Genomic DNA, 25029 nt, shown 5'->3' with positions numbered 1-25029 from the left:
GATTCCGTCGGGCTCCCGGCCGCAGCCGGGACCGCGCACCATGCCCTTGGCCGCGTGTGCGCGTCTGTCGGCATTGCCGCGCCGGTTCCGTTCCGTGCGCACCGGTGCCGCGCCGCCCGCGCCCCCTCATTCACACAAGGTTCCAGACGTGCTTTCTACCGCAAACATCACCATGCAGTTCGGCCCCAAGCCGTTGTTCGAGAATATCTCGGTCAAGTTCGGCGAGGGCAACCGCTACGGCTTGATCGGCGCGAACGGCTGCGGCAAGTCCACCTTCATGAAGATCCTCGGCGGCGACCTCGAGCAGTCCTCGGGCACCGTGATGCTGGAGCCGGGCGTGCGCCTGGGCAAGCTGCGCCAGGACCAGTTCGCCTATGAAGACATGCGCGTGCTGGACGTCGTGATGATGGGCCACGCGGAAATGTGGGCCGCCGCCAGCGAGCGCGACGCGATCTACGCCAACCCCGAAGCGACCGACGAAGACTACATGAAGGCCGCCGACCTGGAGGCCAAGTACGCCGAGTACGACGGCTACACGGCCGAGGCGCGCGCCGGCGAGCTGCTGCTGGGCGTGGGCATCCCCACCGACCAGCACCAGGGCAAGATGAGCGACGTGGCGCCGGGCTGGAAGCTGCGCGTGCTGCTGGCCCAGGCCCTGTTCTCGAACCCGGACGTGCTGCTGCTCGACGAACCGACCAACAACCTCGACATCAACACCATCCGCTGGCTGGAGGACGTGCTCAACGAGCGCAACTCCACCATGATCATCATTTCCCACGATCGCCACTTCCTGAACTCCGTGTGCACCCACATGGCGGACATGGACTACGGCACGCTCAAGGTCTACCCGGGCAACTACGACGACTACATGGAAGCCTCCATGCAGGCGCGCGAGCGCCAGATGGCGGCCAACGCGCGCGCCAAGGAGCGCATCGGCGAGCTGCAGGACTTCGTGCGCCGCTTCTCGGCCAACAAGTCCAAGGCGCGCCAGGCCACCTCGCGCCTCAAGCAGATCGACAAGATCAAGGTCGAGGACATCAAGCCGTCGTCGCGCCAGAACCCGTTCATCCGCTTCGAGTTCGAGAAGAAGCTGCACAACCTCGCGGTGGAGGCGGACGGCATCACCAAGACCTACGACCGCAAGATCGTCAACAACCTGTCGATGGCGATCCAGGCCGGCGAGCGCGTGGCCATCATCGGCGAGAACGGCGCCGGCAAGACCACGCTGCTGCGCAGCCTGCTCAACAACGCCGTGCAGAACGGCGTGCAGCGCGGCGTGGAAGTGGATCGCGGCACGGTCAAGTGGGCGGAGAACGCCAACGTCGGCTACATGCCGCAGGACACCTACGAGGAATTTCCGGACGACCGCGACCTGATGGACTGGATGGGCCAGTGGACCCAGGCCGGCGACGACGACCAGTCGCTGCGCGGCACCATGGGCCGCCTGCTGTTCTCGGCCGACGACATCAAGAAGTCGGTCAAGGTGCTGTCCGGCGGCGAGAAGGGCCGCATGATCTGGGGCAAGCTGATGCTGGGCCGCCACAACGTGCTGGCGCTCGACGAACCGACCAACCACATGGACATGGAGTCGATCGAATCGCTGCAGATCGCGCTGGACAAGTTCACCGGCACGCTGATCTTCGTCTCGCACGACCGCGTCTTCGTCAGCGGCCTGGCCACGCGCGTGATCGAAGTGCGCACCGACGGCACGCTGGTCGATTACCTGGGTACCTATGACGAGTACCTGGAGTCGCAGGGCATCGCGGGCTGAGCCGCATCAGCCAGCCGGAGCAAGGAAGGGCCGCCACGCGCGGCCCTTTTTCTTTTGTCCGGTTTTCCCCGGTTTTTCCCCGGTTTTGCCGGGGCGTCGGCGCCGCCGCTCAGGCCTGCGCCTGTCCCTGCCCCTCGCCCCGCACCATCCTGTCGAGCTGGTCGATGATGGCGGCTGCCGTGATCTCGCCCCTGGCCTTGTGCAGGGCCGAGTACAGCTGGCCGCGCAGCGCGGCCAGCTCGGCCGTGCCGGCGGCCTTCTCGACCTTGACCTGCAGCATGTAGCCGCGCAGGCCGAGATGATGGCCGATGACGTCCGTGTAGAAGTGATAGAGCTGCTGGTAGGTCACGGGGCCCTGGCTGGCCGCGTCCCCGGTGCCGCCGTTGCTGCCATCGCCCGCGCCGCGCGCGGCGGGGATTGGAACCACGCTGCCGGTGTCGCCGGCGCCGGCCGTCTGCGGTGCCGGGCGGCTTGCGGCGGCCGCGGCGGGCGTGTCCGGCTGCGCGGACGCCCCGGCGCGGATCAGCCCGGCTTCCAGCAAGGCGTCGATGGCCTCCGGGCCCACGCCCATGCCGCTGGTCTGCGCCAGCAGTTCGCTGCGCCGGCGCTCGCCGTTGACGATCAGCAGCAGGGCGCGCGTCCTATGTTCCAGCTTGCGCGCGCGCGTGCGGATCTCGTCCTGGCCTTGCTCGGTCTTGTGGAACACAGGGTCCGTCATGTCTCTGCTCCCTTGTTATGCGCGCCGGTAGCGGCATGTGGCGCGCTGTACCCGGATTCGGCTCGTGGTCGGCCGATTATCGCCACGTTGTTCCGGCGGCTGGCGCACCGCAAAAAAACGAGGCGCCAAACCGCTCTACAATGTGGAGCACCATAAAAGTAACAAAAATTTTGCACTCGCCTATTCACCAACTGAAAACTGTGGCCATGCAACAACGAGACAAGCTCTTCATCAACGGTAAGTGGGTCGCGCCCCACGGCACCGGCCAGATCGACGTCATCCACTCCACCACCGAAGCCGTCATGGGCCGCATCCCCGAAGGGCATGCGCGCGATGCCGAGGATGCCATCCAGGCTGCCCGCGCCGCCTTCGACGCCTGGTCGGCCACGCCGCCGGCGGTGCGCGCCGGCTATATCCGCAAGATCGCGGACGGCCTCAAGGAGCGCAGCGAGGAACTGGCGCAGCTGATCGCGGGCGAAGTCGGCATGCCGATCAAGCTGGCGCGCGCCATCCAGGTCGGCGGACCGGTCTACAACTGGGCGCAGGCGGCCAAGCTGGTGGAGAACTTCACCTTCGAGGAAGAAGTCGGCAATTCGCTGGTGGTGCGCGAGCCGGTGGGCGTGGTGGCGGCCATCACGCCGTGGAACTACCCGCTCAACCAGATCACGCTGAAGGTCGCGCCGGCGCTGGCCGCCGGCTGCACGGTGGTGCTCAAGCCGTCGGAGGTGGCGCCGCTCAACGCCTTCGTGCTGGCCGAAGTGATCGAAGCCGCCGGCCTGCCGCCGGGCGTGTTCAACCTGGTCACCGGCTACGGCCCGGTGGTGGGCGAGACGCTGGCCAGCCACGCCGAGGTCGACATGGTGTCGTTTACCGGCTCCACGCGGGCCGGCAAGCGGGTTTCCGAGCTGGGCGCGCAGAGCGTCAAGCGCGTGGCGCTGGAGCTGGGCGGCAAGTCGGCCTCGGTGATCCTCGACGATGCGGACCTGCCGGCCGCGGTCAAGGGCACCATCAGCGCCTGCTTCCTGAACTCCGGCCAGACCTGCTCTGCCCATACCCGCATGCTGGTGCCGCGCGGCCGCTACGAGGAGGCCAAGGCCATCGCCAAGCAGGTGGCGGATGCGTTCACCGTGGGCGACCCGCTGCAGGAAACCAGCCGCCTGGGGCCGCTGATCTCCGCCGCGCAGCGCGAGCGCGTGACCAGCTACATCCAGCGCGGCCTGAACGAAGGCGCCGAACTGGTGACGGGCGGCCCAGAAGCGCCGGAAGGGCTGGAGAAAGGGTTCTTCGTCAAGCCGACCGTGCTCGGCAATGTCGACCCCAAGGCCACGGTGGCGCAGGAGGAGATCTTCGGCCCGGTGCTGTCGATCATCTGCTACGACACCGAGGAAGACGCCGTGCGCATCGCCAACGACAGCATCTACGGGCTGGGCGGCGGCGTGTGGTCGGGCGACGAGGCGCGCGCCATCCGCGTGGCGCGCCGCATCCGCACCGGCCAGGTCGACATCAATGGCGGCCCGTTCAACATGCAGGCGCCGTTCGGCGGCTACAAGCAGTCCGGCAACGGGCGCGAGGCCGGCAAGTACGGGCTCGAGGAATTCCTGGAGTACAAGGCGCTGCAACTGAAGAAGCCGGCCGCCTGAGGCACGGATGGCTGGCGTGGTGGCGCAGGGCGGCGCGCGCAAGCGGGCGCCGCTGGCCGCAGCGAAGAAAGATGCCCGGCGAACCCGGGCATTTTTTTCGTGCGGCGGCGGCATGGCGCGGCAACTGCCCGGACGGCATGCGCTTCGGTGATAATGCGGGATCCCGCGCAGCCTGCGCCACGCGGATCCGGTCCGGCGCGGCCCTGCGGGAAACCAGAGGCAGCAGTACAGAGACAGCAGTACGGGACATAAAACATAGAAGACCGCGGGCGCCTGCCGCCACGCGGGGGAGAGGGATCGATGCGCTGGTTCAAACGGCTGGCCTGGCTGGTGCTGACGCTGGCGGCGCTGCTGCTGGCGGGCGCGCTGGGCGGCTACGTGTGGTACCGGCAGGCGTCGCAGCCGCAGACGGCGGGCACGCTGAGCATGCCGGGGCTGCGCGATCGCGTGTCCATCGTGCGGGACCGCCACGAAGTGCCGCACATCAAGGCGGCCAACGTGCCGGATGCCTACTTTGGGCTTGGCTTCGTGCACGCGCAGGACCGCCTGTGGCAGTTGCAGATGAACAAGCGCATCGCGTCGGGCCGGCTGGCCGAGATCCTGGGGCCGCCCGCGCTCGATGCCGACCGCTTCCTGCGCACCCTCGGCGTGCGGCGCAACGCCGAGGCCATCCTGGCCCGCTCCACGCCCGAGGCGCGCGCCGCGCTGCAGGCGTACGCGGACGGCATCAACGCCTATATCGATACGCACAAGGGGCCGCTGCCGCCCGAATTCCTGCTCCTGCGCACCAGGCCCGAGCACTGGGAGCCGGCCGATACCCTGGCCTGGCAGACCATGATGGCGTGGGACCTGGGCGGCAACTGAACCCAGGAAACGCTGCGCATGCGGCTGGCCCAGGTGCTGCCGGTCGCGCGCATCAACGAGTTGCTGGCGCCCTATCCGGGCGAGCGCTCGCCGCGCACCATGGACTACGGCAGCCTCTACCGGCATCTCGCACCGCTGGCCACGGCCATGGCGCGCGTCGAGCAGCAGGCGCCGTCCGGCCATGTCGAGGGCATGGGCTCGAACAACTGGGTGGTGTCCGGCGCCCATACGCGCTCGGGCAAGCCGCTGCTGGCCAACGATCCGCATCTCGCGCTGCAGGCCCCCACGCTCTGGTATCTCGCGCAGATGCAGGCGCCGGGCCTGGACGTCAGCGGCGCCTCGCTGCCGGGCACGCCGCTGGTGGTGCTGGGCCACAACCAGCGCATTGCCTGGGGCTTCACCAATACCGGGCCTGACGTGCAGGACCTGTATATCGAGCGCCTCCAGCCGGGCAGCACGCAGCGCTACCAGACCCCCGACGGCTGGGCCGAGTTCAAGACCCGCAGCGAGACCATCCACGTCAAAGGCGCGCCCGACGTGACCCTGGCCGTGCGCGAAACCCGCCACGGCCCGGTGATCTCGGACGCCGCCGAGCCCGTCGCCACGGCCGCCGCGCCGCTCGGCGCGCAGTACGTGGTGTCCTTCCAGTGGACCGCGCTGCGCGCCGACGACCGCACCTTCCAGGCCGGGCTGGCGCTCAACCGCGCCACCGACTGGGCCGGTTTCCTGGCGGCCATGCGCGATTTCCATTCGCCCCAGCAGAACATCGTCTACGCGGACGTGGACGGCAATATCGGCTTCATCGCGCCCGGCCGCGTGCCGCTGCGGCGCGCCGACAACGACCTCAAGGGTCTGGCGCCCGCGCCGGGCTGGGACGCGCGCTACGACTGGAACGGCTTCATCCCGTTCGACCAGCTGCCGCGCAGCTTCAACCCGCCGGAAGGCGTCATCGCCACGGCCAACCAGAAGATCGTCGGCGACGACTACCCGTATTTCCTGACCAGCGAATGGACCGTGCCGTACCGCTACCAGCGCATCCGCACGCTGCTCGACGCCACCGCGCGGCACACCATGGACAGCTTCGGCGCGATCCAGAAGGACACGCTTTCGCTGGCGGTGCGCGATGCCTTGCCGCTGCTGCTGGCGGCCCCGGTCGCCAGCGATCCCGCGCAGCCGCAGCGCGAGCGCGCGCTCATCGCCGCGCTGCGCTGGTGGGACGGCGACATGCAGCCCGGGCTGGCCGAGCCGCTGGTGGCCACCGCCTGGCTGCGCGAACTGTCGCGCGTGCTGTTCGAGGACAAGGTGGGCGATGCGCTGTTCAACCGCATGTGGGAGCAGCGCAACGTGCAGCAGCCCATGCTCAACGTGCTGCGCAATCCCCGCGGGCTCGGCGCGTTCTGGTGCGACGACAGCACCACGACGGCCCGCGAAGACTGCGACGACGCCATCGCCGAGGCCTGGCGCCGCGCCATCGCCGACCTGGACCGGCGCTACGGCGACAAGCCCGAGCGCTGGCGCTGGGGCACCGCCCACGCCGCGCGTTCCGAACACAAGCCGTTCGGCAAGCAGCCCTACCTGTCCGGCCTGTTCAACGTGAAAGTGCCGACCGGCGGCGATACCTATACGGTCAACGCGGGACGCAACAACCTGCGCGACGAGGCCGCGCCGTTCGAAAGCGTGCATGCGGCCGGCCTGCGCGCCATCTACGACCTCTCCGACCTGGCCGAATCGCGCTTCATGGATTCGACCGGCCAGTCCGGCAACGTGATGTCCACGCACTACCGCGACTGGACCGACAAGTGGGCCGCGGTGCAGTACATCACCATGGCCCCCGACCGCCGCGCGCCGGGCAACGAGGCGTTCGATACGCTGGTGCTCAAGCCCGGCGGCGGGGCGCGCTGACCGCGCCGCCGCGGCATGGATATGTCATGGCGTGATCGATTGCCCGGCGCGCCCGGATACCAGTAAGATCGGTGCTTTGCACCGACCGGACAGGCCCGCCATGACCCAAGCCAGGTTCACCACCCATGTGATCCAGCACGTTGCGTTCGAAGACGCCGGCGTGCTGGGAGACGTCCTGCGCGAGCGCGGCCATGCGCTGCAAGTGCTGCGCGCCGGCATCGACGACCTGAGCGTGGTCGCCACCCATCCCGCCGACCTGCTGGTCGTGCTCGGCGGCCCGATCGGCGTGTACGAGAACGAGGCCTATCCGTGGCTGGACGCGGAGGTCGACGTCATCCGCGCGCGGCTCGAGGCGGGCCGGCCGGTGATCGGCGTCTGCCTGGGCGCGCAGCTGATCGCCCGCGCCAGCGGCGCGCGCGTCTATCCCGGCACGCGCGAGATCGGCTGGGCGCCGGTCCAGCCCACCGCCGCGGGCCGCGAGTCCGCGCTGGCCGAACTGGAGAGCGCCGGCTGGAACGTGCTGCACTGGCATGGCGACACCTTCGACCTGCCCGCCGGCGCGCAGCTGCTGGCTTCCACGGCGGCCGTGCCGCACCAGGCCTACGCCATCGGCCGGCACGCGCTGGCGCTGCAGTTCCATCCCGAGGTGCGCCCCGCCGAACTGGAGGGCTGGCTGATCGGGCATACGGTCGAACTCGGCAAGGCCGGCATCGACCCGCGCGCGATCCGCGCCCGCACCGTGGAGATCGGCGCCGGCGTGGCCGCGGCGGGCCGCCGCATGTTCGCGCGCTGGCTGGAGGAGGCGGGGCTGTGAGCGGGGTTGCCACGGCGATCGACAGCGTCTTGCTCGGCGCCGTGCGCCCGTTCGGGCCCCAGGGCCTGCCCAGCGGCATCGACAAGCAGCCGGCGGCGGGCGCGGTGCGCGTCACCACGCTTGGCCTCGTCGGCGACGGGCAGGGCGATCCCAGGCACCACGGCGGCCCGGAAAAAGCGCTTCATCACTATGCCTTCGATCATTACCCGGCCTGGCGGCGGGACCTCGCGCCGTTGTCGGCGGAGGCTGCCGCGGTGCTGTCGCGGCCCGGCGCGTTCGGCGAGAACCTGAGCAGCGCGGGCCTCACCGAGGCGGACGTCTGCATCGGCGACCGTTTCCGCCTGGGCACCGCGCTGGTCGAGGTGTCGCAGGCGCGCCAGCCCTGCTGGAAGCTCAACCACCGTTTCGGCCATGCCGGCATGGCGCGCGCGGTCCAGCAGAGCCTGCGCACGGGCTGGTACTACCGGGTGCTGGAAGAAGGCGAGCTGGCCAGCGGAGACCGCCTCGCGCTGGTCGCGCGGCCGTGCCCCGGCTGGAGCCTGCGGCGCCTGCTGCATGTGCTGTACGTGGACCGGCTCGACATGGCGGCGCTGGCCGAGATGGCGGCGTTGCCGGCGCTGGCCGAGAGCTGGCGCAAGCTGGCGCGCCAGCGGCTGGCGCGCCGCGAGGTCGAGGATATGGAGCGGCGGCTGGGGGGCGGCTGACGGCGCTCAGCCCTGGCGGAAGCGCCGCGCCGTGCCTTCGCGCGTGATGCGCTCCCACACGGCCTGTTTTTCGGCGTCGTCCATGAAGACCCAGTTGCTGACTTCCATCGCGGTGCGCCCGCAGCCCTGGCAGATTTCGTCGAACAAGGTCGAGCAGATGCCGATACAGGGGCTGTCGGGCCGGTCGAACAGGCTTTCGTCGCGCTGCGGACCGGTAGCGGGCGAGAGCGCGGAAAGCGGGTTTGTGTCTGGCGGGTCTGACGGCATGCGGCGGCGAGGCGGGGCGGACGGGCGCACATTATAAACGGCGGCAGGGGCAATCCCGGCTCGCGCGGTGCCTTTGGCGTAACACCGCCGCGTGGAAGTTTGCCGATTACCAGCCAGGTAATTGAGCGCCGTCGGCGGCCCGCCTTAAGCTGCACCTGTTGCCAGGATCCTCACCCAGGAGAGTACGATGCCAACCCTCGTTGCCGCCTTGTCCGGCGCCGCCGTCAGCGCGCCGGTCGATCCGCGTATCCGCCAGACCGTGGAGCAGGTCCTGATGGGCTCGCCCGTGGCCCGCTCGCTGGGCATCGTGCTGGACGTGCTGGCGGTCGACCACGTCGAACTGCTGCTGCCGTTCAGCGCCGCCAACATCACGGTCGGCGAGATCGTCCACGGCGGCGTGATCGCCACGCTGATCGACGTGGCCGGCGCGGCCGCCTCGGTATCCGGCTGCGATGCCGGCAACCTGCGCGGCGGCGCGACCAGCTCGCTCAATATCCAGTATCTCGAAGCGGCGAAGGCGGCCAGCCTGCGCGCCGTGGCCAGCGTCATCCGGCGCGGGCGCAAGCAGGTGGTGAGCGAAGTGTCGGTCTACGCCGAGGGCGCCGACGAGGCCGAACTCGTGGCCAGGGCGCTGATGAGCAACGTGGTGTTCTAGCCCGGTGTGCCGGCGGCCTTCGATGCCGCCTCCAGCACGGCGGCATCGATCTGGCATGCCAGCGCTTCCATGGCGCACAGGATCGGCTCGCCGCTGCGCGCCGCGCGCGCGCGGATCAGTGCCCCGGACCATGAACAGACCACCAGGCTGGCCAGCCCGGCCGCGCGTGCCGGCGCGATCCCGTGCGCCGCGAACTGCGTCGCCAGCACGTTCTCCCACGTGGCGAAGGCGGACTTGCCTGCCTCGGCGATGGTCTCCGACTCGGGCGCCAGTTCCAGCAGGATGGTGGAGATCGGGCAGCCGTCGCGGTACGAAGATTCCGCCATCCATCCCGCCAGGGCCGTGCCGTAGGCGCGCACCGCCGCCGCCGGCGAAGCGTGCTCCGCGCACATGCGCGCCAGCGTGGCGCGCACCAGTTCGCCCGCATAGGCGATGACTTCCTCGGCGATCTGTTCCTTGCCGCGCGGGAAGTAGTGATACAGCGAACCCTTGGGCGCTCCGCTCAGGGCGACGATATCGTTGGTCCCGCTGGCCGCGTAGCCGTTTTGCCGGAACAGGACGGCAGCGGCGCGGACGATCTTGTCGCGGTGCTTGGCGTGGGCGGGCATGGGGATCCTCGTGCGTCGGAGGGGTTGCGGGTTGTCGGAAATTATATAGACTGGTCTACATTAAATCCACGACACGAAGACAGGCACGAAGGCGCCGTCGGGCAAGGAGACATTTAATGACCAAAGACTTGGCAACGCCGGCCGCCGCCACTTATTCGCTCGCGAAGCTCAGGGACGTCAATCGCACCGCCGCGCTCAACCGCTGGCTGGGCTTCGAGGTCGTGCGCGCGGAGGGCGGGGAGGCGGAACTGCGCATGCCCTGGCATGAAGACGCCACGCAGTACGCGGGTTTCCTGCATGCGGGCGTGCTGGGCGCGCTGATCGATACGGCCTGCGGTTTTGCCGCCACCACGGTGGCGGGGTCGGTGCTGGCTTCGCATTATTCGGTGAACTGCATGGCGCCGGCGGTGGGGCAGGCGTTCGTGGCGCGCGCCAGCGTGGTCAAGGCGGGCAGGCGGCAAGTATTCGCCCGGGCCGAGGTGTTCGCCGAGCGCGACGGCGCGTTGCGGCTGGTGGCCACGGGCGAAACCATTCTGATTCCGGTGGAGAAGGCCGAGGGAAAATAGCGGGCCCCGGAGGTCCTCCGCCAGTCTGGACGCACCACTAACGCAATTAACGGCCTCAGTTTGCCATCACAGATCCATGTTCCGTCGCGGCTTGGCGGCATGCTGCCCGCGTCGGCTCCGTTGTCCCCTGGTCTTGCAGGAAGACGGCTGGCATGAATGGAGAAACGGCCGGCGAGGTCGCGCGGGCGACCGGCCGGCCGCGAGGGCGGGGAGCGGGGTGTGAAGGGCGGGGTGCGCCCCCGCCCGCGATGCCCGCGGCTACGCCGCGGTCCTCAGTACTTCCACAGGATCTTCTGCAGTTCCTTGCTGTCGCTGGTCTTGGTCAGCGCCAGCGCCATCAGGATGCGGGCCTTCTGCGGCAACTGGTCGTCGGTCACCAGCCAGTCGTACTTGTCGTCGGGCTGCTCGGCATTGCGGACCACCACGCCGCTGCCGGTGCGCGACGCGCGCACGATCTGCACGCCCTTGGCGCGCGCGGCCTTGAGCGGCTCGACCATGTAGTCGCCCACGCTGCCGTTGCCGGTGGCGGCGTAGACGATGGCCTTGGCGCCGTTCTTCACCGCGGCGTCCACCGCGCCCGGGTTGACGTTGCCGTAGGCGTACACCACCGCCACTTCAGGCAGCTTGTCGAGCTTGTCGATGTCCCACTCGGTCTGCGTGGTGTGCGGGCGCGCCGGCAGGCGGAAATACAGCGTGCGGCCTTCCACCACATAGCCCAGCGGCCCGAACGGCGAGCGGAAGGTCTCGGTCTTGAAAGTGTTGGTCTTGGTGACGTCGCGGCCGGTGTGGATCTCGTCGTTCAGCACGGCCAGCGTGCCCTTGCCGCGCGATTCGGGGCTGGACGCCACCAGCACGGCGTCGTACAGGTTGAGCGCGCCGTCGGCGCCCAGCGCGGTGCCGGGGCGCATGGAGCCCACCACCACCACCGGCTTGTCGCTCTTGAGCGTGAGGTTGAGGAAGTAGCTGGTTTCCTCGATGGTATCGGTGCCGTGCGTGATCACGATGCCGTCCACGTCCGGCTGCTTGAGCAGTTCCGACACCCGCTTGCCGAGCTTGAGCAGGCGCTCGTTGTTGAAGCTCTCCGAACCGATCTGGAAGACCTGCTCGCCCTTGACGTTGGCGATCTTCGAGATTTCCGGCACCGAGGCGATGATCTTGTCCACCGGCACCACGGCCGACTGATAGGCGGCGGTGTTGGTGGCGGCCGCGCCGGCGCCGGCGATGGTGCCCCCGGTGCCGATGATGACGATGTTGGCTTTGCGGGCCTCCGCCGGCGCGCTGGCCTGGGCCGGCGTGGCGGCGGACGGGGCGAGCTGGGCATGGGCGGCGCCGGTGGTCAGGCTGGCGGCGAGCAGCAGGGTGCTGAGCGTGGTGAGACGGGCGAAATGCTTCATGATCTTCCTCATATAGGCACGACTGTGCAGCACCTTGTGGGTGTCTGCGTCGTCTATCGGTCTACGCAATCCGCGCGGCGGCGCCTGTCTTACAGGCGTCGCCGCGGCGGACCAGCACTATACGAGAGGGGCCCTGAATGTGTCGACATTTACCGTTCTGGGGTTTTCCCGGGGGCGCAAGGCAGCGCGCGTGCTTCATGGGCCGCGGGCAGTCGCGGCGCCGGAAACGCAACGGCCCGGCATAAGCCGGGCCGCATCGACCTCGCCGCAACCGGACCCCGGCCCGGGCGCGGCCGATGTTCTCAGAACGCGTCGCCGGGCACGCGGATCCAGCCTTCCATCAGCACGCGCGCGCTGCGGCTCATGATGGCCTTGGTCACGGCCCATTCGCCGTCGACGAGGCTGGCTTGCGCGCCTACGCGCAGCGTGCCCGAGGGATGGCCGAAGCGCACCGCGTTGCGCTCGCCGCCGCCGGCGGCGAGGTTCACCAGCGTGCCCGGAATCGCCGCGGCGGTGCCGATGGCCACGGCGGCCGTGCCCATCATGGCGTGGTGCAGCTTGCCCATCGACAGCGCGCGCACCAGCAGGTCGACATCGCCGGCGCCGACCTGCTTGCCGCTGGAGGAGACATAGCTGGCCGGCCTGGCGACAAAGGCCACCTTGGGCGTGTGCTGCCGCTTGGCGGCCTCGTCGATATGCTTGATCAGGCCCATGCGCACCGCGCCATAGGCGCGAATGGTCTCGAATTTCGCCAGCGCGGCGGGGTCGCCGTTGATGTCGTCCTGCAGTTCGGTGCCGGTGTAGCCGATGTCTTCCGCGTTCACGAAGATGGTCGGGATGCCGGCGTTGATCATGGTGGCCTTGAAGGTGCCGACGCCCGGCACCTCGAGGTCGTCGACGAGGTTGCCGGTGGGGAACATGGCGCCGCCCGCGCCGTCTTCCTCGGCGGCCGGATCCATGAACTCGAGCTGGACTTCGGCCGCGGGAAAGGTCACGCCGTCGAGCTCGAAGTCGCCGGTTTCCTGCACGGCGCCATCGGTGATGGGCACGTGGCCGACGATGGTCTTGCCGATGTTGGCCTGCCAGATGCGCACGGTGGCCACGCCGTTGCGCGGGACGCGGCCGGGGTCGACCAGCCCGGCGCCGATGGCGAACGGCCCGACGGCGGCGGACAGGTTGCCGCAGTTGCCGCTCCAGTCGATGAAGGGCTGGTCGATGGAGACCTGGCCGAACAGGTAGTCGACGTCGTGGCCGGGCCGGCTGCTTTTCGAGATGATGACGGTCTTGCTGGTGCTGGACGTCGCCGCGCCCATGCCGTCGATCTGCTTGCCGTAGGGGTCGGGGCTGCCGATCACGCGCATCAGCAGCTTGTCGCGCGCCTCGCCGGGTACCTGCGCGGCCGCGGGCAGGTCCTGCAGGCGGAAGAACACGCCTTTGCTGGTGCCGCCGCGCATGTAGGTGGCGGGAATCTTGATCTGGGGTACGTGAGCCATGAAATTTCGTCCTGGTGAGGCCGGGCGGCACGTTGCCATGCCACCCGGCGCGCTGCGCTATTGCCGCTGTCCTGGCCGCTGCCTCAGGCGGCGGCCTTCGACGATTCGAGGAAGTCCTGCGCGAAGCGCTGCAGCACGCCGCCGGCGTCGTAGATGGACACTTCTTCCGCGGTGTCGAGGCGGCAGGTCACGGGCACTTCGACGCGCTCGCCGTTCTTGCGGCGGATCACGAGCGTGAGGTCGGCGCGCGGCTTGCGCGCGCCGATCACGTCGAAGGTCTCGGTGCCGTCGATGCCCAGCGTCAGGCGGTTGGTGCCGGGCTTGAACTCCAGCGGCAGCACGCCCATGCCGATCAGGTTGGTGCGGTGGATGCGCTCGAAGCCCTCGGCCACGATCGCTTCCACGCCGGCGAGGCGCACGCCCTTGGCGGCCCAGTCGCGCGAGGAACCCTGGCCGTAGTCCGCGCCCGCCACGATGATCAGCGGCTGCTTGCGGTCCATGTAGGTCTCGATGGCTTCCCACATGCGCACCACCTTGCCTTCGGGCTCGATGCGCGCCAGCGACCCCTTCGTGACCTTGCCGTCCACCACGGCCATCTCGTTGACCAGCGTGGGGTTGGCGAAGGTCGCGCGCTGCGCGGTGAGGTGGTCGCCGCGGTGGGTGGCGTAGGAGTTGAAGTCTTCCTCGGGCAGGCCCATCCTGGCCAGGTATTCGCCGGCGGCGCTGTCGAGCATGATGGCGTTGGACGGCGACAGGTGGTCGGTCGTGATGTTGTCGCCCAGCACCGCCAGCGGACGCAGGCCCTGGAGCGTGCGCTCGCCGGCCAGCGCGCCTTCCCAGTAGGGCGGGCGGCGGATGTAGGTGCTCTGCGGGCGCCAGTCGTACAGCGGGCTGATCTGCTCGCCGCTGTCGACCGCGAAGTTGAACATCGGCTCGTAGACCTTGCGGAAGTGTTCGGGCTTCACGCTCCTGGCCACGATCGCATCGATTTCCTCGTCGCTCGGCCAGATGTCCTTGAGCCGCACCGGCTTGCCGTCGGCGTCGGTGCCCAGCACGTCCTGCTCGATGTCGAAGCGGATGGTGCCGGCGATGGCGTAGGCCACCACCAGCGGCGGCGAGGCCAGGAAGGCCTGCTTGGCGTACGGGTGGATGCGGCCGTCGAAGTTGCGGTTGCCCGAGAGCACGGCGGTGGCGTACAGGTCGCGCTCGATGATCTCCTTCTGGATGGCGGGGTCGAGCGCGCCCGACATGCCGTTGCAGGTGGTGCAGGCGAACGCGACGATGCCGAAGCCGAGCCGCTCCAGCTCCGGCAGCAGGCCGGCTTCTTCCAGGTACAGCTGCACGGCCTTGGAGCCGGGCGCCAGCGAGCTTTTCACCCACGGCTTGCGGGTCAGCCCGCGCGCGTTGGCGTTGCGCGCCAGCAGGGCCGCGGCGATCACGTTGCGCGGGTTGCTGGTGTTGGTGCAACTGGTGATGGCGGCGATGATGACGGCGCCGTCGGGCATCTGGCCCGGCGTTTCCTCCCACTTGCCGGCGATGCCGCGCGCGGCCAGGTCGGAGGTCGGCAGCCGCTTGTGCGGATTGGACGGGCCGGCCATGTTGCGCACCACGGTGGACAGGTCGAACTTGAGCACGCGCTCGTATTCGGCGTGCTTCAGGGTGTCGGCCCACAGGCCGGCGGTCCTGGCGTAGGTTTCGACGAGCTTGATCTGCGCGTCGTCGCGGCCGGTCAGGCGCAGGTACTCGATGGTCTGCTCGTCGATGAAGAACATCGCGGCGGTGGCGCCGTATTCCGGCGCCATGTTGGAGATCGTCGCGCGGTCGCCGAGCGTCAGGCTCGCCGCGCCCTCGCCGCGGAACTCCAGGTAGGCGCCGACCACTTTTTCCTTGCGCAGGAATTCGGTCAGCGCCAGCACGATGTCGGTGGCGGTGATGCCGGGCTGGCGCTTGCCGGAGAGCTCCACGCCGACGATGTCGGGCAGGCGCATCCACGAGGCGCGGCCGAGCATCACGTTCTCGGCCTCGAGCCCGCCCACGCCGATGGCGATCACGCCCAGCGCGTCGACGTGCGGCGTGTGGCTGTCGGTGCCGACCAGCGTGTCGGGGTAGGCCACGCCGTCCACCGCATGGATCACCGGCGACATCCGCTCCAGGTTGATCTGGTGCATGATGCCGTTGCCGGGCGGGATCACCTCGACGTTCTTGAACGCCTTCTTGGTCCAGTTGATGAAGTCGAAGCGGTCTTCGTTGCGGCGGTCTTCGATGGCGCGGTTCTTGGCGAACGCGTCGGGGTCGAAGCCGCCGCACTCCACCGCCAGGGAATGGTCGACGATCAGCTGCACCGGCACCACCGGGTTGACCTTGGCCGGGTCGCCGCCCTGGGCGGTGATGGCATCGCGCAGGCCGGCCAGGTCCACCAGCGCGGTCTGGCCGAGGATGTCATGGCAAACCACGCGCGCCGGGAACCAGGGGAAATCGAGGTCGCGCCTGCGCTCGATGAGCTGCGCGAGCGATGCATCCAGCGTGGCCGGGTCGCAGCGCCGCACCAGGTTCTCGGCCAGCACGCGCGACGTGTACGGCAATTTGTCATAGGCACCCGGCTGGATTGCCTCGACCGCGGCGCGCGCGTCGAAGAAATCCAGCTTGGTGCCCGGCAGCGGCTTGCGGTTTGCAGTGTTCATTTCGTAGGGAATAGAGAAAGTCATGGTCCGGGGGCGGCGGCCGTGCTTTGCGGCCGCCGGCCCCCGCGCCCGCGGGCCGCGCTGCGCGCGGTCCCGGGAGCAGGCCGGCGGGCCGGTGTTACTTGCGATCCTTGATCGGCACGAACTTCAGGTTCTCCGGCCCGGTGTAGTTGGCGCTGGGGCGGATGATCTTGTTGTCGATGCGCTGCTCGATGATGTGCGCGGCCCAGCCCGAGGTGCGCGCGATCACGAACAGCGGCGTGAACATGGCCGTGGGCACGCCCATCATGTGGTAGCTCACCGCGCTGAACCAGTCCAGGTTGGGGAACATCTTCTTGGCGTCCCACATGACCGTCTCCAGCCGCTCGGCGATGTCGAACATCTTCATCGCGCCGGCGTCCTTCGACAGGCGCCTGGCCACTTCCTTGATGACCTGGTTGCGCGGGTCGCCGGTGGTGTACACCGGGTGGCCGAAGCCGATCACCACTTCCTTGTTCTCCACGCGGCGCTTGATGTCGGCCTCGGCCTCGGCCGGGCTGTCGTAGCGCTTCTGGATCTCGAAGGCCACCTCGTTGGCGCCGCCGTGCTTGGGGCCGCGCAGCGCGCCGATGGCCCCGGCGATCGACGAATACATGTCCGAGCCGGTGCCGGCGATCACGCGCGCGGTGAAGGTCGAGGCGTTGAACTCGTGCTCGGCGTACAGGTTCAGCGAGGTCTGCATGGCGCGTTCCCACAGCGCCGACGGCTTCTGGCCGTGCAGCAGGTGCAGGAAGTGCGCGCCGATGGAGTCGTCGTCGGTCTCGACCTCGATGCGCCGGCCGTTGTGGCTGTAGTGGTACCAGTACAGCAGCATGGAGCCGAGGCTGGCCATGAGGCGGTCGGCGATGTCGCGCGCGCCCGGGGTGTTGTGGTCTTCCTTCTCGGGCAGCACGGTGCCGAGCACGGACACGCCGGTGCGCATGACGTCCATCGGATGGGCGCTGGCGGGCACCCATTCGAGGGCGGCCTTGACGTTGGCGGGCAGGCCGCGCAAGGCCTTGAGCTTGGCCTTGTAGGCGGCGAGTTCGGCGCGGGTGGGGAGCTTGCCGTGCACCAGCAGGTGGGCGATTTCCTCGAATTCGCAGGTCTCGGCGATGTCGAGGATGTCGTAGCCGCGGTAGTGCAGGTCGTTGCCGGTGCGGCCGACCGTGCACAGCGCGGTGTTGCCGGCGGCCACGCCCGACAGGGCGACGGATTTCTTCGGCTTCGGGGTAGCGAGCGGTTGCGCTTCGGACATGTTGGGGTCTCCTTGGGGAATGCCGTGTGCTGACTGACTTGGTATCTGACGTTGCGTTGCCGGCGCCGGCCGCGGCAGCGGCGCGCTGCCCGGCGGCCGGCGCGACTGGCTTTTACTTGCCCTTGCCTTGCGCGAACAGGGCGTCCAGCTTCTCTTCGAAGGCGTGGTAGCCGATGCGCTCATAGAGCTCGGCGCGCGTCTGCATGGTGTCGACCACGTTCTTCTGCGTGCCGTCGCGGCGGATCGCCGTGTAGACGTTCTCGGCGGCCTTGTTCATGGCGCGGAAGGCCGACAGCGGGTACAGCACCATCGACACGCCGGCGCTGCCCAGCTCGTCGGTGGTAAACAGCGGCGTGGCGCCGAATTCGGTGATGTTGGCCAGCACCGGCACCTTTACCGCGTCGACGAACTTGCGGTACATGTCGAGGTCGGTCATGGCTTCCGGGAAGATGGCGTCGGCGCCGGCTTCCACGCACGCCACGGCGCGCTCGATGGCCTTGTCCAGGCCTTCCACGGCGAGCGCGTCGGTGCGCGCCATGATGACGAAGTGCTCGTCGGTGCGGGCATCCACGGCGGCCTTGATGCGGTCCACCATCTCGCCCTGCGAGACGATTTCCTTGCCCGGGCGGTGGCCGCAGCGCTTGGCGCCGACCTGGTCTTCGATATGCATCGCGCCGGCGCCGAACTTGATCAGCGAGCGCGTGGTGCGCGCCACGTTGAACGCCGAGGCGCCGAAGCCGGTATCGACGTCGACCAGCAGCGGCACGTCGCACACGTCGGTGATGCGGCGGATATCGGTCAGGACGTCGTCGAGGCTGGAGATGCCCAGGTCGGGCAGGCCCAGCGAGCCGGCGGCCACGCCGCCGCCCGACAGGTAGATCGCGCGGTAGCCGGCACGCTTGGCCAGCAGGGCATGGTTGGCGTTGATGGTGCCGACCACCTGCAGGGGATGTTCGTCGGCCAGGGCCTGGCGGAAGCGGGCGCCGGCGGAGCGGGCGAGGTCGGAAGTCGAGAAGGTCATGATCTTCGCTTGTGAAGTGGACGGACGGTAGCGCAACGGGATAGCGCAAAGGGTGTGCCAGCCGGATCGCCGCGCCCGGCCGCGCTTGCGGCGGCCCTGGCCCGCGCCGGCCAGCCCTTGGCCCGCCTGCGCTGGCGGGCCAAGGCGGCTTTTTTCCCCGGGGATTGTGATGCGGGCGTTATGCTGCATGGATTTCAGCAATGCAATGATTGCATTTCAATATTGAAATGCAATCGCCGGGCGAGCACAATGCAAAGATTAGTCCCCCAGCCGCATCCTCGCCGGATTTTCGCGCCCATGAGTGCCGTCCTGACCGCTTCCGCCAACCCGCCGGCCGCCGCCGGCACCACCCGCCCGCGCATCTGGGCCGTCGGCATCAGCCGCCTGTCGCGCGCGTTCGCCGACCTGATTCCCGGCTACGCCGCGCAGGCGGACTTCCGCATCGTCGGCAAGGGCTTCGCCGCCGCCGCCAGCGCGATCGCGCGCGAAGCGCGCGAGGGCCGGCTCGACGCCGTGGTCGCGGGCGGCTCCAACGGCGCCTACCTGCGCCAGCACGTGGACGTGCCGGTGGTGCTGGTCAAGGTGACCGGCTTCGATGTGATGAGCGCGCTGTCGACCGCGCGCCGCATTTCGCCGCGCGTGGCGCTGGTCACCCACGCCGCCACCTATCCCGAGGTCGATGAGTTCGTGCGCACCTTCTCGCTGTCGATCCCGGCCTACACCTACCTCACCGAGGACGATGCCACGGCGCGCGTGAAGGCGCTCAAGCAGGAGGGCGTGCAGGTGGTGGTGGGGCCGGGGCTGGTGACCGACCTGGCCGACCGCATCGGCCTGATCGGGGTGTTCCTGTACTCGGGCGTGTCGGTGCGCGGCGCGCTGGAAGACGTGATCGAGGCGGCCCGGCTGCGGCGCATCGAGTCCGGCCGGCGCGACTACGTCAACACCATCCTGGCGCACCTCAACGAGGGCGTGGCGGCGGTGGACGCGGAGGGGCGCATCCAGACCTACAACCCGGCCATGGGGCGCTTTCTCGGCATCGCGCCGGCGGCCGCGCTGGGCCGCAAGCTGCAGACGCTGGCGCCCGCGCTGGCGCTGGACCACGTCATGCAGAGCGGCAGCAAGGAGCTCGAGGCCATCCACAAGCTCGGCGACAAGATGGTGGTGGTCAACCGCATTCCCATCGTCACCGAAAGCGGCACCACCGGCGCCGTGCTGACGCTGCAGGATGCCAACGCCATCCACCGCGTGGACCGCAACCTGCGCTCGCGCAGCCGCGCGCGCCCGGCCGGCGTGCGCTACAGCCTGGACGACCTCGCCGGCGCCTCGCCCGCCATGCACAACCTGCGCGAACTGGCGCGGCGCTATGCCGCGGTGGATTCCACCGTGCTGGTGGGCGGCGAAAGCGGTACCGGCAAGGAGGTGCTGGCGCAGGGCATGCACGACGCCAGCCCGCGCCGCATGTTCCCCTTCGTGGCCGTCAACTGCGCGGCGTTCCCGGAGACCCTGCTGGAAAGCGAACTGTTCGGCTACGAAGAGGGCGCCTTCACCGGCGCGCGCCGCGGTGGCAAGGCCGGCCTGTTCGAGTCGGCCCACAACGGCACGCTGTTCCTGGACGAGGTGGGCGACATGCCGCCGGCGCTGCAGACGCGGCTGCTGCGCGTGCTGCAGGAAAAACAGGTGCTGCCGATCGGCGGGCTCGACGCGGTGCCGGTCAACGTGCGCGTGATTGCCGCGACCCACCGCGACCTGGGCGAACTGGTGCGGCAGGGCAGCTTCCGCCAGGATCTTTACTACCGCCTCAATATCCTGCGCATCGAGATGCCGCCGCTGCGCGAGCGCGCCGGGGACCTCCCGGAGCTGGCCGAACTGCTGTACCGGCGCGCCCAGGAGCGCCTCGGCCAGGCCCGTGCGCAGCCGTTGCCGCAGGCCGTGCGCGAGCGGCTCTCGGGCTACGCGTGGCCGGGCAATATCCGCGAGCTGGAAAACGTGACCGAGCGCATCGCGGTGCTGGTGGTGGGTCGCACGCTGGCGCCGCGCGACCTGCTGGAAGAACTGAAGGCGGCCGCGCCGGAGCTGTTCGGCGTGGCGCAGGCGGCCGCGCCGGCCCGGCCGGCGGCCCGGGCCCAAGCTCCGGACGGAGCCGCGGAAACGCAGGGCAGCCAGTCGCTGGCCGGCATGGCGCGCGCCAGCCAGGCCGAGCATATCCGGCACGTGCTGGCCCAGTGCGGCGGCAACCGCGCCGCGGCGTGCCATCTGCTGGGGATCAGCGCCACGACGCTGTGGCGGCGGCTGAGGGAAGACGGGAAATAGGCGGAGAAGGCCCCGGAGAAGGCCTCGGAGATAGCGCCAGAGACGCGGCCGGGAGACGCGGCCGGAGACCGGGGCCGGAGACCGGGGCCGAGGGCCGCGCCGGCGCGGCAGGGCTCAGGCGGCGTTCAGCCAGCGCAACTGGATGTCGCCCTCCAGGAAATCCTGGCGGCTGGCGTGGAAGTCGCGCACATATTCGCTGTTCAGGTGCGATTCCAGCGCATGCCGGGAATTCCACTCCATGTAGAGCACGAACACCTCGGCATCCTCGGCATCCTCGCCCACGTGGTAGCGCAGGCAGCCCGGCTCCATGGCGCCGCGCGTGCGCAGCGCGGCGAGCTTGGCGCCGAGGACCTCGCGGCGCTGGGCCTTGGCGCGAGCGATACCGACGAGCGTGTACGTTCTGGACATGGTGTGACGGGCGGACAAGTGGCCGCGTATTGTAGCTTTGCGCCCCGGGGGCGGGGCCGAATGCCTGAGGCGAAGAGGCGGATATTCGGAGTGTTCGTTGACAGGGGGCGGCTTTTGGTCTTGCCGCTCCTAAAGTTTTCCCGCTTCCCGCCGTTAAGCGGCCACGCCCCATTTACCCTGCACCCGGAGAGCTGGCATGCTGAAACGCATCAAGACCCAACAGCTTCAAGTCGGCATGTTCGTCGCCAGGGTGGGCGGGCCGTGGCTGGAGCATCCGTTCTGGCGTTCGCGCTTTGCGGTGACCAGCCAGGAGCAGATCGACCAGATGATCGCCTCCAAGGTCGAGGAGGTGTGGATCGACCTGCTCAAGGGCAAGGGCATTCCGCCGCCGCTCGCGGCGACCGGGTCGCTGACCGTCAATCCGGTGGCCGACGAGCCGCAGGGCGCGGTGCCGCAGTCCGGCGTGCCGCTGGAAGTGGAACTCGTGCTGGCGCGCGACGTGATGCGCAACGGCAAGGCGGTGGTGGGCTCGATGTTTACCGATGCGCGCATGGGCCGCGCGCTGGAGGTGGAGGGCGCGCTGCTGCTGGTCGATTCGGTCTCCAACTCGCTGACCCGCCATTCGCAGGCGCTGATCGCGCTGGCGCGCCTCAAGGTGCGCGACGACTATACCTACCTGCATTCCTTCGCCGTCTGCGCGCTGATGATCGCGCTCGGGCGCACGCTCGGGCTCGACACCGGCGAGGTGCAGCAGCTCGGCCTGGCGGGGCTGGTGCACGACATCGGCAAGGTCGCCATTCCCACCCATGTCCTGCACCGGGACGGCCCGCTGACCAGCGCGGAGATGGAAGCCGTGCAGCGCCACCCCTCGGTGGGCTACCGCATCCTCAACGAGGCCAGGCTCTACCGCAACATCCCGCTGGACGTCTGCATCCACCATCACGAGCGCATCGACGGGCGCGGCTATCCGTTCGGGCTGCGCGCCAACGAGATCAGCGTGCACGCGAAGATCGCCGGGGTCTGCGACACCTACGACTCGCTGACCTCCAACCGGCCCGGCCACCAGGCGTGGACGCCGGCGCGCGCGCTGGAATACATGGCGGTGCGGGTGGACACCCTGTTCGACCGCACCGTGTTCCAGGCCTTCACGCGCTCGATCGGCATCTACCCGCTGGGCACGGTGCTGCGCATGCGCTCGGGCCGGCTGGCGGTGGTCTGCGCGCAGAACGACAACGACCCGCTGCATCCGCGCGTCAAGCTGTTCTACTCGGTGAGCGAGGCCGAGCACATCGGCCCGGAAGAGATGGACCTGCGCGACACCGACGACACCGTGGTGAGCTTCGAGGACCCCGCGCAATGGGGTTTCCGCGACGAGCAGTTGCTGGAACTCTGCGCGGCCTGAGGCCGCGCCGGGCCACCGTTGCCTCCGGCAGCGCCGCTGCGCGCGCGAGGGCAGGCCACGGTCGGCTTGCGCCGCCGGCAACATGAAAAACGGCGCCCTTGGCGCCGTTTCCCCTGCTGCATCCGAAGCGCGATCCTTACTGGATCTTCGCCTTGTCCTTGAGCGACTTCATCATGGCCTGGAACTGCTCGCGCTGCCAGTTCTGGTCGCCCATCAGCATCTGCGTGAGCTGCGGCTTGACTTCCTCGAACGTGGGGACCTTGGCGTCGCGCACGTCGTCGAGCTGGATGATGTGCCAGCCGAACTGGGTCTTGACCGGGGTGTCGGTCATCTGGCCCTTCTGCAGCGCGGTCATCGCGGCCGAGAACTCGGGCACGTAGCTGCTGCTGTTGGCCCAGTCCAGGTCGCCGCCGTTGGCCGCCGAGCCCGGATCCTTGGACGAGGCCTTGGCCATGTCCTCGAACTTGGCGCCGGCCTTGATCTTGGCGATGATGGCGCGCGCGTCGGCTTCCTTCTCGACCAGGATGTGGCGGGCGTGGTATTCCTTGCCGCTGCCGAACTGCGACTTGATCTTTTCGTACTGCTTGCGCAGTTCTTCGTCGCTGGCGCCGTGGGTCTTGACGTAGTCCTCGAACACCGCGCCGGCCAGCACGTTGAGCTTGGCCTGTTCCAGTTGTTCCTGCAGGTCGTCGCGCTGGGTCAGGCCGCGCTTGTTGGCTTCCTGCAGCAGCAGCTCGCGGTCGATCAGCATGGTGCGGGCACGGTCGCGCAGTTCGGGGCTGGAAGGCTGGCCGGTGCCGGCGATGAGCTTGTCCAGCTTCGCCGAGGGAATCGCCTTGCCATTCACGACGGCGGCGTTCTGGGCCAGGGCGGGCAAGCTGCCAGCGGCAAGCACAGCCGCCAGGCTGAACGAGAGGACGGTGGTCTTCATGGAATCAGGTCTGAGAGTTGCTCGAGGAATCGCGGGAGGATTCGCGGGATTCAAGTTCTTGGTCGGTCAGCGCGGTTACGGCCAGCGCGTGGATTTGCGTGGGGAATAGTTCGCGCAGCGCATCATACACCATGCGGTGGCGCGCCACGCGGGTGCTGCCGGCAAAACGGCTGCTGACGATGGTCACATGGTAGTGACCGCCGCCGGAGGCCGCGCCGGCGTGGCCGGCATGCAGCGCGCTGTCGTCGCGCACGGCGACGCTGGTGGGGGCGAGCGCTGCGCGCAGCAGCGCCTCGATATGTGCTGGGTCGGCGGCCATCGGTATCCGTGGGTTGCGGTAGCGGGCCCGGTGCCGGCGCGCAGGCCGGCACCGGGCCATGCCGTCATTCGGTGGGGGTTTCCTGCATGTGGCGCGACAGCCAGATGCTTTGCGCCAGGATGAACACCAGCATCAGGCCCATGCTGCCGAACAGCTTGAAATTGACCCAGGTGTCGGTGGAGAACTGGTAGGCCACGTAGAGGTTGACCACGCCCATCACGGCGAAGAAAGCGGCCCAGGCGGCATTGAGCTTGCCCCAGGCGCCGTCCGGCATGCTCACTTGCTTGCCGAGCATGGCGCGGATCAGGTTCTTGCGCCAGATCAGCGCGGACAGCGTCAGGGTGGCGGCGAACAGCCAGTACAGCACGGTGGGCTTCCACTTGATGAAGGTCTCGTTGTGCAGCAGCAGCGTGGCGCCGCCGAATACCGAGATGATCGCCAGGCTGATCCACTGCATCGGCTCGACCTTGCGGTGGCGCAGCCAGACCCAGCCGATCTGCACCACGGTGGCGGCGATGGCCACGGCGGTGGCGGGAAAGATGCCCCACAGCTTGAAGGCGACGAAGAACAGGATGACCGGGAACAGGTCGAACAGGAATTTCATGCGGACAGGATAGATCGACGCGGAGGTCGGGGCTGGTTGGCGGCAGACCGCCGCGCGGGCGGTCCGGGCTTAGCGCGGCGTGTCGGGCGATGTCGGCGCGGCATCACCCGCATCGGTACCGGCATCGGCGGGGTCGCGCTCGTCGAATTTTAGCGCAGCCGAGTTGATGCAGTAGCGCAAGCCGGTGGGCGCCGGGCCATCTTCGAAGACGTGGCCCAGGTGGCTGCCGCATTCCTTGCAGCGGACTTCCACGCGCACCATGCCGTGCGAGTGGTCGGTGTGCTCGTCGATCACCTCGCCGTTGATGGGGCGGAAGTAGCTGGGCCAGCCGCAGCCGGCGTCGAACTTGGTGCTGGCCTCGAACAGCGGCGTGCCGCAGCCGACGCAGCGGTAGGTGCCGCGTTCCCAGTGGTCCCAGTAGCGGCCCGTGAAGGGGCGCTCGGTGGCGGCCTCGCGGGCGACGCGGTATTCGATGTCGGAGAGTTGCGCGCGCCACTCGGCGTCGGTCTTTTTGGTGGTCATGTCCGGCTTCCTTTCTGGTTGGCTCGGCGGCGCGGAGGACGCTGTCGCCTCGCTTGGCCGCCCGGGCCTCTGGTCGTATCTAGACTGTCAAACCTTACAGTAGTTGCGTGTCGGGCGTAAGCCGGACCTGCCGGCCTGCCGGCTCATCGCTTGCGCAGG

21 protein-coding genes and 1 pseudogene are annotated in these 25029 nt (G+C 69.0%); 9 read left to right on the top strand and 13 right to left on the bottom strand.

Annotation, left to right across the window (positions count from 1 at the left end; all coding sequences use genetic code 11):
- Positions 1 to 148: 148 nt before the first annotated feature.
- A complete protein-coding gene (locus tag ACKI2N_RS10270; protein WP_420997980.1) occupies positions 149 to 1771 on the top strand; it encodes an ABC-F family ATPase in 1623 nt (540 codons plus the stop codon).
- Between the two features lie 109 nt (positions 1772 to 1880).
- Here the strand turns inward: ACKI2N_RS10270 and ACKI2N_RS10265 are convergent, their stop codons facing one another.
- Complete coding sequence (locus ACKI2N_RS10265) at positions 1881 to 2489, bottom strand: hypothetical protein (RefSeq protein WP_420997979.1); 609 nt, start codon at positions 2487 to 2489, stop codon at positions 1881 to 1883.
- A 206-nt stretch (positions 2490 to 2695) separates the two neighbouring features.
- Between ACKI2N_RS10265 and ACKI2N_RS10260 the strand changes: the two genes are divergently transcribed.
- The 4 genes and pseudogenes from ACKI2N_RS10260 (at position 2696) to ACKI2N_RS10245 (ending at position 8413) form a co-directional block, all read left to right on the top strand.
- Positions 2696 to 4129, top strand: coding sequence for an aldehyde dehydrogenase family protein (locus ACKI2N_RS10260; protein ID WP_420997978.1), 1434 nt, complete (start codon positions 2696 to 2698; stop codon positions 4127 to 4129).
- A gap of 300 nt (positions 4130 to 4429) precedes the next feature.
- Positions 4430 to 6895: pseudogene (locus ACKI2N_RS10255) on the top strand (penicillin acylase family protein).
- 100 nt (positions 6896 to 6995) lie between these two features.
- Positions 6996 to 7709 carry a glutamine amidotransferase gene (locus ACKI2N_RS10250; RefSeq protein WP_420997977.1) on the top strand — a complete coding sequence of 238 codons (714 nt, stop codon included), beginning with the start codon at positions 6996 to 6998 and terminating at the stop codon, positions 7707 to 7709.
- Positions 7706 to 8413, top strand: coding sequence for an MOSC domain-containing protein (locus ACKI2N_RS10245; protein WP_420997976.1), 708 nt, complete (start codon positions 7706 to 7708; stop codon positions 8411 to 8413). The genes ACKI2N_RS10250 and ACKI2N_RS10245 overlap by 4 nt, the downstream gene beginning before the upstream one ends.
- Before the next feature lie 6 nt (positions 8414 to 8419).
- Here ACKI2N_RS10245 and ACKI2N_RS10240 read toward each other — a convergent pair whose 3' ends face one another.
- Positions 8420 to 8605: a DUF1289 domain-containing protein gene (locus ACKI2N_RS10240; protein WP_420998030.1), complete on the bottom strand. Its 186-nt coding sequence runs from the start codon at positions 8603 to 8605 to the stop codon at positions 8420 to 8422.
- A gap of 262 nt (positions 8606 to 8867) precedes the next feature.
- On the opposite strand from ACKI2N_RS10240, the gene ACKI2N_RS10235 reads away from it, so the two are divergent.
- Positions 8868 to 9335: a PaaI family thioesterase gene (locus ACKI2N_RS10235; RefSeq protein ID WP_420997975.1), complete on the top strand. Its 468-nt coding sequence runs from the start codon at positions 8868 to 8870 to the stop codon at positions 9333 to 9335.
- Here the strand turns inward: ACKI2N_RS10235 and ACKI2N_RS10230 are convergent.
- Positions 9332 to 9943, bottom strand: coding sequence for a TetR/AcrR family transcriptional regulator (locus tag ACKI2N_RS10230; RefSeq protein ID WP_420997974.1), 612 nt, complete (start codon positions 9941 to 9943; stop codon positions 9332 to 9334). The genes ACKI2N_RS10235 and ACKI2N_RS10230 overlap by 4 nt on opposite strands.
- A 116-nt stretch (positions 9944 to 10059) precedes the next feature.
- Here ACKI2N_RS10230 and ACKI2N_RS10225 point away from each other — a divergent pair, with 116 nt between their 5' ends.
- Positions 10060 to 10509: a PaaI family thioesterase gene (locus ACKI2N_RS10225; RefSeq protein WP_420997973.1), complete on the top strand. Its 450-nt coding sequence runs from the start codon at positions 10060 to 10062 to the stop codon at positions 10507 to 10509.
- Between the two features lie 272 nt (positions 10510 to 10781).
- Here the strand turns inward: ACKI2N_RS10225 and ACKI2N_RS10220 are convergent, their stop codons facing one another.
- The 5 genes from ACKI2N_RS10220 to prpB form a co-directional block, all read right to left on the bottom strand.
- Positions 10782 to 11903, bottom strand: a complete 1122-nt coding sequence (locus tag ACKI2N_RS10220) for an asparaginase (protein ID WP_420997971.1) — start codon at positions 11901 to 11903, stop codon at positions 10782 to 10784.
- Between the two features lie 302 nt (positions 11904 to 12205).
- Positions 12206 to 13396: a 2-methylaconitate cis-trans isomerase PrpF gene (gene prpF / locus ACKI2N_RS10215; protein ID WP_420997970.1), complete on the bottom strand. Its 1191-nt coding sequence runs from the start codon at positions 13394 to 13396 to the stop codon at positions 12206 to 12208.
- An 83-nt stretch (positions 13397 to 13479) separates the two neighbouring features.
- Complete coding sequence (gene acnD, locus ACKI2N_RS10210) at positions 13480 to 16077, bottom strand: Fe/S-dependent 2-methylisocitrate dehydratase AcnD (RefSeq protein WP_420997969.1); 2598 nt, start codon at positions 16075 to 16077, stop codon at positions 13480 to 13482.
- A gap of 118 nt (positions 16078 to 16195) precedes the next feature.
- Positions 16196 to 17353: a bifunctional 2-methylcitrate synthase/citrate synthase gene (gene prpC / locus ACKI2N_RS10205; RefSeq protein ID WP_426989557.1), complete on the bottom strand. Its 1158-nt coding sequence runs from the start codon at positions 17351 to 17353 to the stop codon at positions 16196 to 16198.
- A gap of 112 nt (positions 17354 to 17465) precedes the next feature.
- On the bottom strand, positions 17466 to 18374 hold the full coding sequence (gene prpB, locus ACKI2N_RS10200) for a methylisocitrate lyase (protein ID WP_420994316.1): 909 nt from the start codon (positions 18372 to 18374) through the stop codon (positions 17466 to 17468).
- A gap of 297 nt (positions 18375 to 18671) precedes the next feature.
- Here prpB and prpR point away from each other — a divergent pair, with 297 nt between their 5' ends.
- A complete protein-coding gene (gene prpR, locus ACKI2N_RS10195; RefSeq protein ID WP_420994315.1) occupies positions 18672 to 20684 on the top strand; it encodes a propionate catabolism operon regulatory protein PrpR in 2013 nt (670 codons plus the stop codon).
- A gap of 114 nt (positions 20685 to 20798) precedes the next feature.
- Here prpR and ACKI2N_RS10190 read toward each other — a convergent pair whose 3' ends face one another.
- Positions 20799 to 21092 carry a putative quinol monooxygenase gene (locus ACKI2N_RS10190; protein WP_420994314.1) on the bottom strand — a complete coding sequence of 98 codons (294 nt, stop codon included), beginning with the start codon at positions 21090 to 21092 and terminating at the stop codon, positions 20799 to 20801.
- Between the two features lie 196 nt (positions 21093 to 21288).
- Here ACKI2N_RS10190 and ACKI2N_RS10185 point away from each other — a divergent pair, with 196 nt between their 5' ends.
- Positions 21289 to 22494 (top strand): HD-GYP domain-containing protein, encoded by a 1206-nt coding sequence (locus ACKI2N_RS10185; RefSeq protein ID WP_420994313.1) that lies wholly within the window; start codon positions 21289 to 21291, stop codon positions 22492 to 22494.
- 136 nt (positions 22495 to 22630) lie between these two features.
- On the opposite strand, the gene ACKI2N_RS10180 is transcribed toward ACKI2N_RS10185, so the two are convergent.
- The 4 genes from ACKI2N_RS10180 to msrB all read right to left on the bottom strand — a co-directional run bounded on the left by ACKI2N_RS10180 (position 22631) and on the right by msrB (position 24870).
- Positions 22631 to 23425, bottom strand: coding sequence for a peptidylprolyl isomerase (locus tag ACKI2N_RS10180; protein ID WP_420994312.1), 795 nt, complete (start codon positions 23423 to 23425; stop codon positions 22631 to 22633).
- Between the two features lie 4 nt (positions 23426 to 23429).
- Positions 23430 to 23744 (bottom strand): BolA family protein, encoded by a 315-nt coding sequence (locus ACKI2N_RS10175; RefSeq protein WP_420994311.1) that lies wholly within the window; start codon positions 23742 to 23744, stop codon positions 23430 to 23432.
- A gap of 64 nt (positions 23745 to 23808) precedes the next feature.
- Positions 23809 to 24348 carry a septation protein A gene (locus ACKI2N_RS10170; RefSeq protein ID WP_420994310.1) on the bottom strand — a complete coding sequence of 180 codons (540 nt, stop codon included), beginning with the start codon at positions 24346 to 24348 and terminating at the stop codon, positions 23809 to 23811.
- Positions 24349 to 24417: 69 nt separating this feature from the next.
- Entirely contained in the window at positions 24418 to 24870 is a 453-nt protein-coding gene (gene msrB / locus ACKI2N_RS10165; RefSeq protein WP_420994309.1) for a peptide-methionine (R)-S-oxide reductase MsrB, read from the bottom strand.
- Positions 24871 to 25029 lie beyond the last annotated feature (159 nt).

The organism is Cupriavidus sp. 30B13 (genome assembly GCF_049059565.2).
Taxonomy (GTDB): Bacteria; Pseudomonadota; Gammaproteobacteria; order Burkholderiales; family Burkholderiaceae; genus Cupriavidus.
This window is presented reverse-complemented; position numbering and strand designations above follow the sequence as displayed.